The 14933-nt window shown below is 61.5% G+C and carries 11 protein-coding genes; 5 read left to right on the plus strand and 6 right to left on the minus strand.

Translation table 11 applies throughout. The features are described 5' to 3' along the window. Positions 1-9: 9 nt before the first annotated feature. Positions 10-4797, minus strand: a complete 4788-nt coding sequence (locus KSS96_RS19950; RefSeq protein WP_065876498.1) for an NEL-type E3 ubiquitin ligase domain-containing protein — start codon at positions 4795-4797, stop codon at positions 10-12. Between the two features lie 190 nt (positions 4798-4987). Between KSS96_RS19950 and KSS96_RS19955 the strand changes: the two genes are divergently transcribed. The 4 genes from KSS96_RS19955 to KSS96_RS19970 are packed head-to-tail and all read left to right on the plus strand — an operon-like array spanning position 4988 to position 10015. Further along, entirely contained in the window at positions 4988-6760 is a 1773-nt protein-coding gene (locus KSS96_RS19955) for an N-acetylglutaminylglutamine amidotransferase (protein ID WP_017527717.1), read from the plus strand. A 3-nt stretch (positions 6761-6763) separates the two neighbouring features. Further along, the gene (gene ngg, locus KSS96_RS19960; RefSeq protein WP_068937087.1) at positions 6764-8512 is read left to right on the plus strand and encodes an N-acetylglutaminylglutamine synthetase; all 1749 of its coding nucleotides are present in this window, start codon (positions 6764-6766) and stop codon (positions 8510-8512) included. 31 nt (positions 8513-8543) lie between these two features. Then, the gene (locus KSS96_RS19965) at positions 8544-9728 is read left to right on the plus strand and encodes an osmoprotectant NAGGN system M42 family peptidase (RefSeq protein ID WP_017527715.1); all 1185 of its coding nucleotides are present in this window, start codon (positions 8544-8546) and stop codon (positions 9726-9728) included. A 59-nt stretch (positions 9729-9787) separates the two neighbouring features. Beyond that, the gene (locus tag KSS96_RS19970) at positions 9788-10015 is read left to right on the plus strand and encodes a YheU family protein (protein WP_003192759.1); all 228 of its coding nucleotides are present in this window, start codon (positions 9788-9790) and stop codon (positions 10013-10015) included. Between the two features lie 7 nt (positions 10016-10022). Here KSS96_RS19970 and csrA read toward each other — a convergent pair whose 3' ends face one another. Further along, positions 10023-10220 (minus strand): carbon storage regulator CsrA, encoded by a 198-nt coding sequence (gene csrA, locus KSS96_RS19975; protein WP_017527714.1) that lies wholly within the window; start codon positions 10218-10220, stop codon positions 10023-10025. Positions 10221-10347: 127 nt separating this feature from the next. Continuing rightward, positions 10348-11163: an SDR family oxidoreductase gene (locus tag KSS96_RS19980; RefSeq protein WP_017527713.1), complete on the minus strand. Its 816-nt coding sequence runs from the start codon at positions 11161-11163 to the stop codon at positions 10348-10350. Positions 11164-11490: 327 nt separating this feature from the next. On the opposite strand from KSS96_RS19980, the gene KSS96_RS19985 reads away from it, so the two are divergent. Continuing rightward, a complete protein-coding gene (locus KSS96_RS19985; RefSeq protein ID WP_015885095.1) occupies positions 11491-11643 on the plus strand; it encodes a DUF3309 family protein in 153 nt (50 codons plus the stop codon). A gap of 52 nt (positions 11644-11695) precedes the next feature. Here KSS96_RS19985 and KSS96_RS19990 read toward each other — a convergent pair whose 3' ends face one another. The 3 genes from KSS96_RS19990 to KSS96_RS20000 all read right to left on the minus strand — a co-directional run bounded on the left by KSS96_RS19990 (position 11696) and on the right by KSS96_RS20000 (position 14914). Next, positions 11696-13783: an LTA synthase family protein gene (locus KSS96_RS19990; RefSeq protein ID WP_017527712.1), complete on the minus strand. Its 2088-nt coding sequence runs from the start codon at positions 13781-13783 to the stop codon at positions 11696-11698. Between the two features lie 341 nt (positions 13784-14124). Then, positions 14125-14316 carry a PLDc N-terminal domain-containing protein gene (locus tag KSS96_RS19995; RefSeq protein WP_003172956.1) on the minus strand — a complete coding sequence of 64 codons (192 nt, stop codon included), beginning with the start codon at positions 14314-14316 and terminating at the stop codon, positions 14125-14127. 67 nt (positions 14317-14383) lie between these two features. Then, positions 14384-14914 (minus strand): hypothetical protein, encoded by a 531-nt coding sequence (locus KSS96_RS20000; RefSeq protein WP_017527711.1) that lies wholly within the window; start codon positions 14912-14914, stop codon positions 14384-14386. Positions 14915-14933 lie beyond the last annotated feature (19 nt).

Below are 14933 nucleotides of genomic sequence, written 5' to 3' on the forward strand. Positions count from 1 at the left end.
CGGCGTCGCTCAGTCCACGAGCGCTTGGCAGCCCATGTCCACGGTTTTCATTTCCTCGTGGGTCAGCTCCCTGAACAACGTGCGTTCGGCGGCCTCCCTGCGATCGCCAATGGCTTCAAACTCACGCCGAAATTGCGCATCGTCCATGGAGTGAGCGCGTTCCATGATCGCATCCTGCTCCTCGTGAAACGGCGTGTTCATCAAGTCAAACCGGCCGGGATAGCGTTTACGCAAATGGGTACGCCAGAACTTGCGCCCGGTGAGGGAGTCCATGAAGGCCGGCGAAAGTTCGGCCGTGCGCACTCGCATGGAAGCCTTTTCCAGGTCCTCGCGCGTTACTCCGCTTAACCCGGCAAAACGCATATGCGTCGGCTGCCCAGGCAAGTCCAGCGATTCCACAAGGCCGGTGCGATAGGCCAGGCTGACTTCCGCCGGATCCGCCGAGGGGTCGGCCTGGCTGTGTTCATGGGCCAGTTTTTCCAGCTCATCAAGCCGAAACAGGCCACGCCCCTCGCGCAGCAATGCCGCCGTCGAAGTGCCCCGCTCACTCGCCACGCCGGCCTTGTGCACCCGCACCGCCACTTCCAGATGGCTGAAGTTGATGGCCGCCGAGTCCGTACAGTTGAAGGGGTTGGCCGCCAGGTTGAATACCTCGTTACGCAGCTCGGTGTTGTCATGCGCCGCTTCCAGCACCTCCCATACGCGCTTGTGCATGTCTTCTCTGACAAATTCGCTGTCAGCACTGTTACCCAGTTCGGATAACAACGCGAACAGGCTCTCTGAACGCTGGTCGTCTTTCAGATCGGTCCAGATCGCTTTGTGGGCGGCAGGGGACTCCGGCATCCAGATACCGCGTGCGGTCGACTCATTCATCGCCGCGATATCGTCGTGCAGGTAGCCCATGCCGATACCGGTTCGCCTACGGTAAGCGTCGAGGCTCGCGACCGTGGTCGACGACAAGGGGTTGAAACGCAGGTTAATGGTTTGGGCGATACGCCGTGGTGCGGCAAACACCCAATCAGGCAGTTGTCGAATGGCGTTGTTGCGCAGATCCACAAAGTCCAGGAAGGGCAACCGCCCCAAGCCCACCGGGAGTTCGCGAAGGTCACAATTACGCAGTTTGAGATGCACCATATCCAGCATTTTGCCCACCTCCGGCGTTGCGCCGAGGCGGTTTTCACTCAAGTCCAGGGCAATCAGGTTGCGCATATCGGCGAGTTTTTTCAGCGTGTACTCGGACAGCGTCAGGGCGTTGGACGACATCAGCAAACGTTTGAGCCCGGGCATGTGCGCCAGGATTTCCGGCAGCCGGGTAATGTTGTTGCGCTCAAGGCTCAATGATTCGACGTGGGTAAATGCCTTGAGAAAGTACGCCACGCTGTCGTCGAGTTGCATATCGTTGAGTGACACCAGCCGCAGGTGATCGAACTTGACCGCGCCAGGCAGCGACGGCAGATCGCCGACGCGCATGCCGTCGAGCTTGAGGCCCGCGACGCTTTCACGCCCCTCCCCCGGGACGAAGGTCAGACGGCGCCAGGCGTCTTCGATCAGGCCGGCCACTTGCAGGCGGCTGGTGTGCAGCTCGCCGGTAATGCCTTGGGTGGCGCGGGTCCAGCTTTTCAAACTGGCGCGCAACACCTGTAGCTGCTGCTCATGCGCCTTGATCGATTCGGCACGCTCCAGGTGGTCGGCGCCTCGCTCATCCAGGAAATGGTTGATCTGGATCTCGGTAAACAATGGAAACAGTCTGCGCGTGCGACGCACCAACGCCCGCGAGTGAGCGGCAGGCACTGGGGGGGCCGGCGGGCTGGCCTGGACGCACGCGGGAAGCGGTTCAGTTTTATCCAGAGACTCGCCGCGCAACAACGCCATGACCGCCGGACGATCATTGACGGCATGCTCAAAGAGTTCGTTGCGTAGCTTGAACCCATGGGAGCGCTCGCGCTCAGACAACCCCAGCGCGTTCAATTGTTCCGCGGGCAGCGCACGCAGCGCCGCGTCGTACAGACTCTGGCGCCCGGAGGTGGGAAGCCCCAAGATTCGCCCCGAGACGTCGTAGACTTCATGCAGCTCGCCCTGCTTGGCGATAATCCGGCGGACCTTGGCATCCGACGGCCCCACCCGCTCCAGCAACGGCCCCCCGATACTGCCGTCGCGAACTTCCAGGGCAAAATCCGCCGGCCAGCCGGGCATGCGTTTGAGCAACTGGAGCACCTGGAGCCGGCTCTCGGATAACCCCCGCGCGGGCAGGAATAATTCGGCACAGGCCCGGTCCGCCGCTACCTGTTCCATCATTTCTCGAGCCTCCTGGGCCAGGCGCATGGGGATACGCTGGTCATTGACAACCCGCAGGCGCTCAACGCTGCTGGCCCGATCAATCAGACGCTGAGCGACGCGCACCGGCAATTGGGCAAATCGCTGCTTGAACAGGGTTTGCGAAGGCCCGTTGGGCCGGTCATAGGCCTCATACAGCTTGCCGAAAAACAGCGCTGCGTTTTTCTCCATCCAGTCCGCTACCGCCCGGGCCAGGCGACGCGCGGGCGTGCCACTAGCGGGCGCCTCCTTGAGCAACTGTGCCGTGGCTTGCTCATCCAGCTTATCGAGGGCCAAGCCCAGTACTCCGTCTTCACGCAATGAGTGCTCGGTCAGACGAATACCGGTGTGCTCGGGCGTGAGGCGCAGCCCCTGCGGGTAGTTCGCGATATGCACGCCGTTGTCGTTGAACAATTCGAAATAGACGTGCTTGGGCCATGCCGGCAGCATGGGTAACGCATGCAGCAACAGCCGTTGATTCTCGGCGGTGGGCTGGCCCTCATTCACCAGGTGCCAGATACAGTCACGAATGCGCTGCTCCAGGATGAACCGTTCGGCCTGGTCCCTGAAGCGCCTGGACACGGGTTGGTTCTGCCGCGCCCACGCTTGCAATCGCGGCAGCGGCGCCTGGGTGATGTCCTGGACTGCTTCCAGCCGCAGCGCACTGAGCGCTTTGAGATCAGGCGCTATACGCCGCAGCACATACAGGCTGTTATCCCATTCGGCCGGCCGTTCGCCGCGGTAACGCCAGCCGCCTTCGCCGTTGAGCTCCACAGGCGGGGCAAACAGGTCGTGACCCGCCTGGGGTTGCAAGCGCCAGCCCCCGGACAGCTCATCGAAACGCACCTCCAGCGCATGCCCCTGCAACCGCACAAATGTCTTGTCGCCTATTTGGTAGAGGCCGTTGCTGTCCGGCGTGTCAGACAGGTCTATCGGCTGGCGATAACGACGCAGGTTGCGCTTCCACAGCCGACGCCACCCCCCTCGGGTGACCGCTTCGAAGCCATCGAACCAATCAGCCGTGTCTTGCTGCGGGTGCAGTTTGAGCGCGGAGCTGGCCTTTGCGAACGCGGCCATCAGCGCGACATTGGCCAGCACATTGGTCAGGTGCGAAAACGCTTTGCGCTTATCCCCGGCCTGCCAATCCTCATAACCGTAAAAGATCTCGCCGAGCAACTGCCCCAGGGTCACCCCCATCATCAGTTCGCCCATGACGGGGATGAACATCGCGCAGATGTTGGCCAGGGTGAGCCCGGCCTCCCAGTAGCCCTCAAGACGTTTTTGCCGTTGCTCGGCATCCACATCGGCGGTCGGCACCGCCAGGGTCCGACTGTCCACTTGCAGTTTGCCCAGCAGGCTCTCGAAGAAAAACCTGTTGAGGTCATGGGTCATCGGGCGTTGTTTGATAACCCCCAACTCGGCCTGGTCCGTCAGCGCCTTGAAAAAATCCAGCCGATTGGCCTCATCGATATAACGGGTGAAGGTCTGCCGGTAGGCCTTCGTTTTCAATTTGAGGCTGAGGTACTGCTGGAATTGGCTGAATGCCGCGTACTCGTACACCGGGCGAAAAGGTTCGCCGGGCATGTAAACCATGCATTTTTCGGTAGGGAATTGTTCAACCGAGCGTGCGGAAAACACCACCACGCCCCAGAGGCAGGCGCCGTGGATTTCCAGGCCCTGCAGGCTCACCGGCTTAGCGTTATAAAGCACATCACCTGACGCCAGCGTCGCGCCTTTTTCGAGGAACAGCTGCAGCGTGTCGTAGCCGTCTTTGGACAGGTGCTGCTTCTGATAGGCAATCAGCACCTCCATTTTCAACACGGCGACTCTCAGCTGTTTTATCGATCGCGCGACCGGTGTGAACAACGCCTGGTCATCGTTGGCGGACCGCCCCTGGGTGAGCACGTGCAGCAGGTGTTCTTGATAGCGCTTACCCAGGTCCAAGCGGCGACAGCACTTGGCAAAAGCCGCCGGCGAGGGCTTTGCCGGTGCCTGGGTGGCCAACATCGCCACCGCCGGCATGCCGTCCTCACCGACACCTTCCTGCGCTTGGGTGAAGTTCTGCATCGCGGCTTCCAACAAGCTGTGGCTGACCCACCGCGCCGGCGTGGGCACATCCCGATACAGCGGCGGCCCCAGGTTGAACCACTCGCGCTGTGGCAGCCACAGACGGTCTTCATCCACGTCGAAGCCGTCGCCAAACTCGCTGGACAGCGCGGCTTTCAGGTGTTTGCGGCAAAAAGCCTGGACATCGTCCAAGGTACTCAAGCGCACTTTTACGGCTTCCTGAAGGGACAGCGCCTCGTCTGCGGCCTCATTGAGTTGTTCCAGGAATGTGCCACCGGCGTTCATCAACCAGTCGGGCACGTTCTGTTGCAGTACCTCGGCCTTTTCCAGCTCGCCGGTGAGCTCCAATAACGCCATCGATAACTCACGCGTCGTCATCGGCTGAAGACCCTGCGACACACTGACGTCCTGATCCATGGGGGGTGCTCCTTGAAAAAATGAGGCGTCAGCTTAGGCACCTCACGCCGCAATCAAGGCCGTAATAATTAATACAACGACGCGCCCGCCAGCCTGCTTATAACCGATTGATCTAAAACTACCGCAACACAGGTGGGTCAGTTTTCGGGTACCCCCAAACCTCCCCAACGGAAAAACCGGTAAGGAACTTATGTGTGGATTAGCTGGCGAGTTACGCTTTGATCATCAACCTGCAAGCCTTGCAGACGTAGAACGCATCACCCATCACCTCGCCCCCCGAGGCCCCGATGCCTGGGGTTTTCATGCCCAAGGGCCGATTGCCCTGGGCCATCGCCGCCTGAAGATCATGGACTTGTCGGACGGCTCCGCCCAACCGATGGTCGACGCTCAACTGGGGCTTTCCCTGGCGTTCAACGGCGCGATCTACAACTTCCCCGAATTGCGCCAGGAGCTTGAAGCGCTGGGCTATGCGTTCTATTCCGGTGGCGACACCGAAGTGCTGCTCAAGGGCTATCACGCTTGGGGCGAAGCGCTGCTGCCCAAGCTCAACGGCATGTTCGCCTTCGCCATTTGGGAGCGCGATGCCCAGCGCTTGTTCATCGCGCGTGACCGCCTGGGTGTGAAGCCGCTGTACCTGTCGCGCACCGGCCAGCGCCTGCGCTTTGCCTCCGCGCTGCCTGCGCTGCTCAAGGGTGGCGACATCAACCCGATCCTCGATCCGGTGGCGCTGAACCATTACCTGAACTTCCACGCGGTGGTGCCTGCGCCGCGCACGTTGCTGGCGGGCATTGAAAAACTGCCGCCGGCCAGCTGGATGCGTATCGAGGCCAACGGCAACACCGAGCAGAAAACCTGGTGGACCCTGCCCTACGGCCCGCGTGAAGATGAGAAGTACCTGAGCCTGGAAGACTGGACCGACCGTGTGCTCGACAGCACCCGCGAAGCCGTGGCGATTCGCCAACGGGCGGCGGTGGATGTGGGCGTGTTGCTCTCCGGCGGCGTCGATTCGAGCATGCTCGTGGGCCTGTTGCGTGAGGTTGGCGTGCAGGATCTGTCGACCTTCTCCATCGGTTTTGAAGATGCCGGCGGCGAGCGCGGTGACGAGTTCCAGTATTCGGACCTGATCGCCAAGCACTACGGCACCCGTCACCACCAACTGCGTATCGCCGAAAGCGAAATCATCGAGCAACTGCCGGCGGCGTTCCGCGCCATGAGCGAGCCGATGGTCAGCCATGACTGCATCGCCTTCTACCTGTTGTCGCGGGAAGTGGCCAAGCATTGCAAGGTTGTGCAGAGCGGCCAGGGTGCCGATGAGTTGTTCGCCGGTTACCACTGGTACCCGCAAGTGGACGGCGCAAGCGACCCGTATGCTGCCTACCGTGAGGCGTTTTTCGACCGCAGCTATGACGACTATGCCGCCACCGTCGCACCAAAATGGCTGACCGCCCATGACGCCGCCGGCGACTTCGTGCGCGAGCATTTTGCGATGCCGGGCGCCGATGCCGCCGTGGACAAGGCCCTGCGCCTGGACAGCACGGTGATGCTGGTGGACGACCCGGTCAAACGTGTCGACAACATGACCATGGCCTGGGGCCTGGAAGCGCGCACACCGTTCCTCGACTACCGCCTGGTAGAACTTTCGGCCCGTGTGCCGGGCCGGTTCAAGCTGCCCGACGGCGGCAAACACGTGCTCAAGGAAGCGGCGCGCCGGGTGATCCCGAGCGAGGTTATCGACCGCAAAAAAGGTTACTTCCCGGTACCGGGCCTCAAGCATTTGCAAGGCGACACCCTGAACTGGGTGCGCGACCTGCTGCTGGACCCGAGCCAGGACCGCGGCCTCTTCAACCCCGCCATGCTCGACCGCTTGCTCACCGACCCCCAGGGCCAATTGACCCCGCTGCGCGGCTCCAAGCTGTGGCAACTGGCAGCGCTGAACCTGTGGCTCAGCGAACAAGGAATTTGATCCATGAAACCTAACGCCGCGGCGTATAGCCAACGCTTGCTCAAAGGCCAGGCCCCCACTTACGAACGCCTGCAGGCGCGCCTGGCCGAAGACGGCAGCGCGTTGGCCGCCGAACCGATTGCCGTGCATTGCGGCTGGGGCCGGTTGTTGATCGGCCATACCTTCCCCGACCCGGCCAGCCTGGCGGGGGAACTGCTGAATGAACAGCCCGGCGAACGCGACATCGCACTGTACGTGGCCGCGCCCCAGCAGATCCTCGGGATTGACCCGCAGCAATTGTTTCTCGACCCCTCCGACACCTTGCGCCTGTGGTTCAGCGACTATCGCCCGGCCACCCGTGTGTTTCGCGGCTTTCGTATCCGCCGGGTACAGAGCGAAGCCGACTGGCAGGCGGTGAACCAGTTGTATCAAGGGCGCGGCATGTTGCCGGTCGACGCCGAACGCCTCACGCCGCGTCATCAGGGTGGCCCGGTGTATTGGCTGGCGGAGGACGAAGACAGCGGCGCGGTGATCGGCAGCGTGATGGGGCTCAACCACCAGAAAGCCTTTCACGACCCGGAAAACGGTTGCAGCCTGTGGTGCCTGGCCGTCGACCCGCTATGCGCGCGCCCCGGCGTCGGCGAAGTGCTGGTGCGTCACTTGGTGGAGCACTTTATGAGCCGTGGCTTGAGCTACCTGGACCTGTCGGTGCTGCACGATAACCGTCAGGCCAAGGGGCTTTATGCCAAGCTCGGTTTCCGTGCGCTGACCACGTTTGCGATCAAGCACAAGAACGGCATCAACCAGCCGCTGTTTCTCGGCCCTGGGCCGCAGGCGGGGTTCAACCCGTATGCGCGGATCATCGTTGAAGAAGCCCACCGACGCGGTATCGATGTGCAGGTGGATGATGCCGATGCCGGTTTGTTCACCCTCAGCCATGGCGGGCGCCGCGTGCGCTGCCGTGAGTCACTGAGCGACCTGACCAGCGCCATCAGCATGACCCTGTGCCAGGACAAGAGCCTGACCCACAAGGTGCTCAAGGCCGCCGGTTTGCAGTTGCCGTCGCAGCAATTGGCGGGCAGTGCCGACGAGAACCTGGAGTTCCTCGACGAGCACCAGCGCGTGGTGGTCAAGCCGCTGGATGGCGAGCAGGGCCAAGGCGTGGCGGTGGACCTGCAGACCATCGAAGAGGTGCAGCAGGCAATCGAAAACGCGCGCCAGTTCGACAGCCGCGTACTGCTGGAGAGCTTTCATGAAGGCCTAGACTTGCGCATCCTGGTGATCGGCTTCGAGGTGGTTGCCGCCGCGATTCGCCGCCCCGCCGAGGTGACCGGTGACGGCCAGCACTCCATCCGCGCCCTGATCGAGGCCCAAAGCCGTCGCCGTCAGGCCGCCACCGACGGCGAAAGCAAAATCCCCCTGGACGCCGAAACCGAACGCACCCTTGCCGCCGCAGGCTACGACTACAGCAGCGTCCTGCCCCGTGGCCTAACCCTGGCGGTACGCCGTACCGCCAACCTGCACACCGGCGGTTGCCTGGAAGATGTCACCGCGATCCTGCATCCCACGCTCAAGGACGCCGCCGTGCGCGCCGCCCGCGCCCTGGACATCCCCATGGTGGGCCTGGACCTGCTGGTGCCCGCCGCCGATCAACCAGAGTACGTATTTATCGAGGCCAACGAACGGGCCGGCCTGGCCAACCATGAACCGCAGCCCACCGCGCAAAAGTTTGTGGACCTGCTGTTTCCACACAGCCAACCGGCCGCCCAATGACCTGAGCACGCTTATCTCATCAGGAATTTTTATGACTCGAACCATTCCCGAACCTGATCTCAACTACCTGCAAAAAGTCCTGCTGGAAATGCTCGCCATTCCCAGCCCTACCGGGTTCACCGATACCATCGTGCGCTACGTCGCCGAGCGTTTGGAAGAACTCGGCATCCCGTTTGAAATGACCCGGCGCGGCACCATCCGCGCGACGCTCAAGGGCCAGAAAAACAGCCCGGACCGCGCCGTCTCCGCGCACCTGGACACCATCGGTGCCGCCGTGCGCGCAATCAAGGACAACGGCCGCCTGACACTTGCCCCCGTAGGCTGCTGGTCGAGCCGCTTTGCCGAAGGCAGCCGCGTCAGCCTGTTCACCGACAACGGCGTGATCCGTGGCAGCGTACTGCCGCTGATGGCCTCCGGGCATGCGTTCAACACCGCCGTGGATGAAATGCCGGTGAGTTGGGACCATGTGGAACTGCGCCTGGACGCCTACTGCGCCACCCGCGCCGATTGCGACTCGCTGGGCATCAGCGTCGGCGACTACGTGGCCTTCGACCCCTTGCCCGAGTTCACCGAGAGTGGGCATATCAGCGCACGCCACCTGGACGACAAAGCCGGCGTCGCTGCCCTGCTCGCTGCGCTCAAGGCGATTGTCGACAGTGGCGAACCCCTGCTGATCGACTGTCACCCGCTGTTCACCATTACCGAGGAAACCGGCAGCGGTGCCGCAGCCGCGCTGCCGTGGGATGTGAGTGAGTTCGTCGGCATCGATATCGCCCCGGTCGCGCCCGGCCAGCACTCCAGTGAGCATGCGGTGAGCGTGGCGATGCAGGATTCCGGCGGGCCCTACGACTATCACCTGTCGCGTCATTTACTGCGCCTGGCCGCGGACAATGACCTACCGGTGCGCCGCGACCTGTTCCGCTATTACTTCAGCGATGCGCATTCCGCCGTGACCGCCGGCCACGACATTCGCACCGCGCTGCTGGCGTTCGGTTGCGACGCGACCCACGGTTACGAGCGCACCCATATCGACAGCCTGGCCGCGCTGAGCCGCCTGTTGGGCGCGTATATCCTCAGCCCGCCGGTGTTTGCCAGCGACGCGCAGCCGGCCCAGGGCTCACTGGACCGCTTCAGTCACCAGTTGGAACATGAGACGCAGATGGAGAGCGACACGCGTGTGCCGCCGGTGGACAGCCTGGTCGGCCACAAGTCCTGACGCTGGTCAGCAAGGCCCCGGCGCAGTAGCATCGCCGGGACCTGACACCTGAGGCTTGTATGCTGATTCCCTACGACGCACTTGAAGTCGACACCCTGACCCGCCTGATCGAGGACTTCGTCACCCGCGACGGCACCGACAACGGCGACGACACGCCCTTGGAAACCCGTGTACTGCGTGTGCGCCAGGCGCTGACCAAAGGCCAGGCGCTGATCGTGTTCGACCCCGAAAGCGAACAATGCCAATTGATGCTCAAGCATGACGTGCCCAAGCATCTGTTCGACTGAGGGCGTTCTAGAGTTGGATGACGGGTTGGGCAGACGGCGTCTGGCGTTCTAGGATCTTGCGGTAGACCTCGGCACGATGTACGTGCACGCCAGGCGGCGCTTGGATGCCGAGTTTCACTTGGTTGCCCTTCAGTTCGAGGATATGCACGGTGATGTCATCACCGATGGAGATGATTTCGCCTACGGCGCGGCTTAAAACCAGCATGGCGGTGGACCTTTTGGAGTGACAGGACCCCGACCATGCGCGCTGAGGATGGAGGCTTCAATGGCTCGCGGCGAAATCAGGCAACACCTACGGATGCAGGTAATTTGCCTGACAGACCGCTGCCGAATCAGCCCTTAACTGCCTGCGCCTTGGCGCGCATTTTGTCGGCCATGGTGGTCATTTCGTCGTACAGCAACTGCGGGTTCTTCTGCTTCAACGCCCACGCCATCCGGCCCTGCTCGTGGGGCAGGATCATGAATTCGCCCTGTGCCACGCGCTGATAAATGTAATCGGCAATATCCGCCGCCGAGATCGGCGAACTTTCCAGCAGTTTGCCCACTTGGGCTTTCATGGCGGGGGTCGGCCCACGGAACGAGTCCAGCAGGTTGGTCTGGAAGAACGACGGGCACACCACATGCACGCCGACCTCCTGCTGCTTGAGCTCCACCAGCAAACTCTCCGACAACGCCACGACGCCAGCCTTGGCCACGTTGTAGTTGCTCATGGCCGGCCCTTGCATCAGCGCCGCCATGGAGGCGATGTTGATGATACGGCCCTTGCTCTTTTCCAGCAGCGGCAGGAATGCCTTGCAGCCCTTGACCACGCCCATCAGGTTGATTGCGATCTGCCAATCCCAATCTTCCAGGGACAACTCGGCGAAAAAGCCCCCCGAGGCCACGCCGGCATTGTTGACGATCACATCGATACCCCCGAGCTTGACCTCGCAGGCCTGGGCAAACGCGGTGAGCTGGCTGTAGTCACGTACGTCGCAGCGCTGGATAAACCCGTCGCCACCGGCCTCACGCACCCGCTTCAGGGTTTCCTGCAAGCCGGGCTCACTGACATCCGACAAGGCCAATTGCCAACCCTCGCGAGCCCAGCGCAGAGCGATTTCGCGACCCAGGCCGGACCCGGCGCCAGTGATCATCATGCGATTTTGCATAGGAAGTAGCCTTGTGGTTCACAGAAGAAGTGATCGGCAGTGTAGCGAAGGTTTTTCCCGTACCCACGCACCATCAGAATGATGAATGCCCCAGGCAAACCGAAGGCCGGGTCGGATGCCCGCGCGAGGCCTAAGTTCAATCTTTTTTGACTAACGAGGCGTACGGACGCGTGCGTTAAAAGAAATAAGCGAGCGATCGAAATGCTTTAAAAAAACTTGGAATTTTCTTTGAAGTGACAGAGTCGGAGTTATTAAGGCGTCCGTCATTAAGTGCCGGGCCTATCGTTAATAACCGGTCTTTGCAGAAAGCCAATAAGGAAAAAAAACATGAGCCTGATTCTGATCATTATCTTGATCCTGCTGCTGGTCGGTGGCCTGCCAGTGTTCCCTCACTCGCGTAACTGGGGTTATGGCCCGTCGGGCATCCTCGGGGTTGTGCTGGTGGTACTGCTGGTGCTGTTGTTGCTCGGTCGGATATAAACGCCGGATAAAAAAAGAGGCCTTCACAGGCCTCTTTTTTATTGCCGGTTAGTTAGTCCGGCTTGCCGTCAACCACACCGGCGGTGTTGTTCAACAGGCTCTTGGTGGCCGTTTGCAGGAACGATTCAAGTTTCTGCTTGAGTGCCGCCTCGTCCGGCGAGTCGGGGATCACTTTACCGCTCGGGTTGGCGCCCAATTCGTATTCCCACAACTTCGGCGGCATCTCCTTGGGCAGTACCAGAATGCGCTCGGCGGTGACCAGCGCCACCGTCTGATCGCTGCCCGATGGCTTGATCACGCCGAAGCCCTTGTCGCCTTCCGGCAGGTTCAGCAGGTCGCGACCCCAGCACTGGTGCAGCGTGTCGCCACCGAGGCGGCCCATGATGGTCGGCACGATGTCGATCTGGGTGCCCACGGTGTGGTCGCGCTCGCCGAACTTCTCCTGCATGCCGGGTGCGATCATCAGCATCGGCACGTTGAAGCGGCCCAGGTCCATCTCGGTGATCTGCTGTTCGTTGCCGAAGCCGTGGTCGCCCACGATCACAAACAGGGTTTCCTTGAAGTACGGCTCTTTGCGGGCCTTTTCAAAGAACTGGCCCAGGGCCCAATCGGAGTAGCGCATGGCCGTCAAATGCTCGTTGAGGCTGCCACGGTCTGTGACTTTCTCGACCGGCAACGGCGTCGGCAATGCGTACGGCGTATGGTTGGACAGGGTTTGCAGCAGTGCGTAGAACGGCTTGCCGCCCTCACGCGCCTTCAACTCTTCCAGGCCGCGGTTGAACATGTCCTGGTCGGACACGCCCCACGTCGGGTCGGAGAACACCGGGTTGACGAAGTCGTTGCGACCAATGAAGTTGGTCATGCCCTGGTTGCTGAAGAAACCCGACTGGTTGTCCCAGGCGAAATCGCCGTTGTAGACATACACGTCGTCAAACTTGCGGGCACTGAGCAACTGCGGCAGGCCCGACAGCTTGTGGCTGCCTTCCGGGGTCTGCATCAGGTATTCGAAGCCCGGCAGGTTCGGGAAGCAGGCCATGGTGGCGAACATGCCCTGGTGGGTGTGGGTACCGTTGGAGAAGAAGCGGTCGAACAGCAGGCCCTCCTTGGACAGTTTGTCGAAATACGGCGTGATGTTGCCCGGCCGGCCCAAGGCGCCCACCGAGTGACCGGCGAAGCTTTCCATCAGGATCACGACCACGTTCTTGATCGGCAGGGTCTTCTCGGCCGGTGGCATGTAGTCACGGCGCACGGCGGCGGTATCGGTGTCTACCAGCTTTTCTTGCGGCAGCACCAGCATGTCACGCACGGTCTGGGTGGCCAGCGGCTGGTCCAGGGTAGCCTTCCAGATGTTGGAACGGTCTTCACCGAACCGCGCCTTGGCCGCCGCGATCAGCGACAAGGTGCCATTGAGGCCCAACTGGTTGGCGAAGTTCGAATCGGTGGTGTACACATCGCCCCAACGCAGCGGCGGGCCTTGGCGCAGGGTGCCACGGGCGGCGACCACGGCGATCAGCAGGCAGACCACGAATACCGCGATGCGCGAGTACCACGGGGCCACCTGGCGGGTGCCGATGCTGCCGCCGCTGAACGGCCCGCGTGGGCGCGTGGCGCGGTCGGCGCCTTTGAACGCCATGCTCAGGATCAGCGTGCCCACGGCCCAGGCCAGCAGGTAGCGCACCACTGGGAAACCGTACCAGAGCATGCTCATGACGGTTTTCGGGTCTTCCTTTACGTACTGGAAGACCAGCCCGTTGAGGCGCTGGTGGAACTCGCGGTAGAAGTCCATCTCCATCAAGCCCAGGAACAGGGCGATGCTGGATGCAATAGTCAGCCAGAAACGGAAGAACCCCCGCGCGGCCATGGCGCGTACGCTGAACAATGCCAGCAGCAACGGGATAAGCAGGTACACCACCAGGCGGATATCCAGGCGCAGGCCGTTGGCGAACGCTTCAAGGAAGGTCGAGGCCGGCGTGTCGAGGATCATCTCGCGGTTGTATACCAGCAGCGCCAGGCGCAGCAGGGAGAGCATCACCATCATGACCAGTGCGCAGAGCAGCGTGTACGCCAGATGGGATTTGACGGTCGGTTGCAGCAGGCGATTAGAAGCTCGCTGCTGACTCAGGGCGTCCGGGTTTGCCATGTCGTTTCAGGACCCATTGGAAGTTTATGTGACGAAATATCGCGGTGGCGCGAATGGTGCCCGATCAATCACAGCAAGGCTATTAATTAGTGAACGAGCACCGCTGCGCCACCTTTAATAGCAGGCAGGTAAAGCCGGGGAATTGTCTTGGACGGGGTGTGAAAATTATGTGCAGCGAATATTTCGATACATAAATCTATGGAGCACGCCCAAAGCAAATGTGGAAGGGGGCTTGCTCCCGATAGCGGTGGATCAGTCAGAACAGCTGTGACTGATAAACCGTCATCGGCAGCAAGCCCCCTTCCATATTGACTGTGCCCACTCCAGCAGGAGTGAAGCGATCAGATCCGCACGTTACCCCGCGGCCCGGCAATCGCCCAGATGATCAGGCCAAGTACCGGCAGCAGCAGGATCAGCAGGATCCACAGCACCTTGGCGCCGGTGCTCGCGCCGCTTTTGAATACGTTGATGATCGCCCAGATATCCAGCGCCAGGATGATCAGCCCGATCAAGCCGTTAAAAGTGGAACCCATGGTGTCGCTCCTAAGTGAGGGCATGCACTTGTAGGATAGTCAGCCCTGGCAGGGGTTCCGTTTTATTTCAGATGTGCACGGCGATCTTCAGCGCTTCCAGGGACGGCTCGGCCTTGATACCCACTTCGGCACACAGTTGCAGCACACGCGGCAGGTCGTTACCGAACACCAGCACGGCCTGGATCTCGTCATCCAACAGTTGGCTGAAGTTGAGCAGCACATAGCCACCCTCTTCGGGGCTAAGCGCACTCATCTGGATCTGGATGCGGTTCAGTGCAGTGAGGTCCTCGGTCTTGGCCAATTGCTTGGGCTTGAGGTTGAACGCCACACCCGGACCAAACGACGCGACGATTTGTGCAAACAGGTCGGCATAGGTATCGGCCTGGAACAGCGCGGTGTCCGGCAGGCTACCGACCACCACCCACTCTCCCAGCGGGATCGGAAAGCTGTCGTCGTAGTTGATGTCCGGGTTGGCCGCCAGGAATGCCGCGGGATCGGCGTAGGCCTGGGCGGCTTCCTCGGCGATGCGCGCCACTTCGTCCTCGCCCATGACCCCGGCGCTGATTTTGCTGATGAGTTCGACGAGGGCGGTTTTCATGGGGCAATCCTGTGACGGG

Origin of the sequence: Pseudomonas asgharzadehiana (assembly GCF_019139815.1) — a bacterium.
GTDB classification, from domain to species: domain Bacteria; phylum Pseudomonadota; class Gammaproteobacteria; order Pseudomonadales; family Pseudomonadaceae; genus Aquipseudomonas; species Aquipseudomonas asgharzadehiana.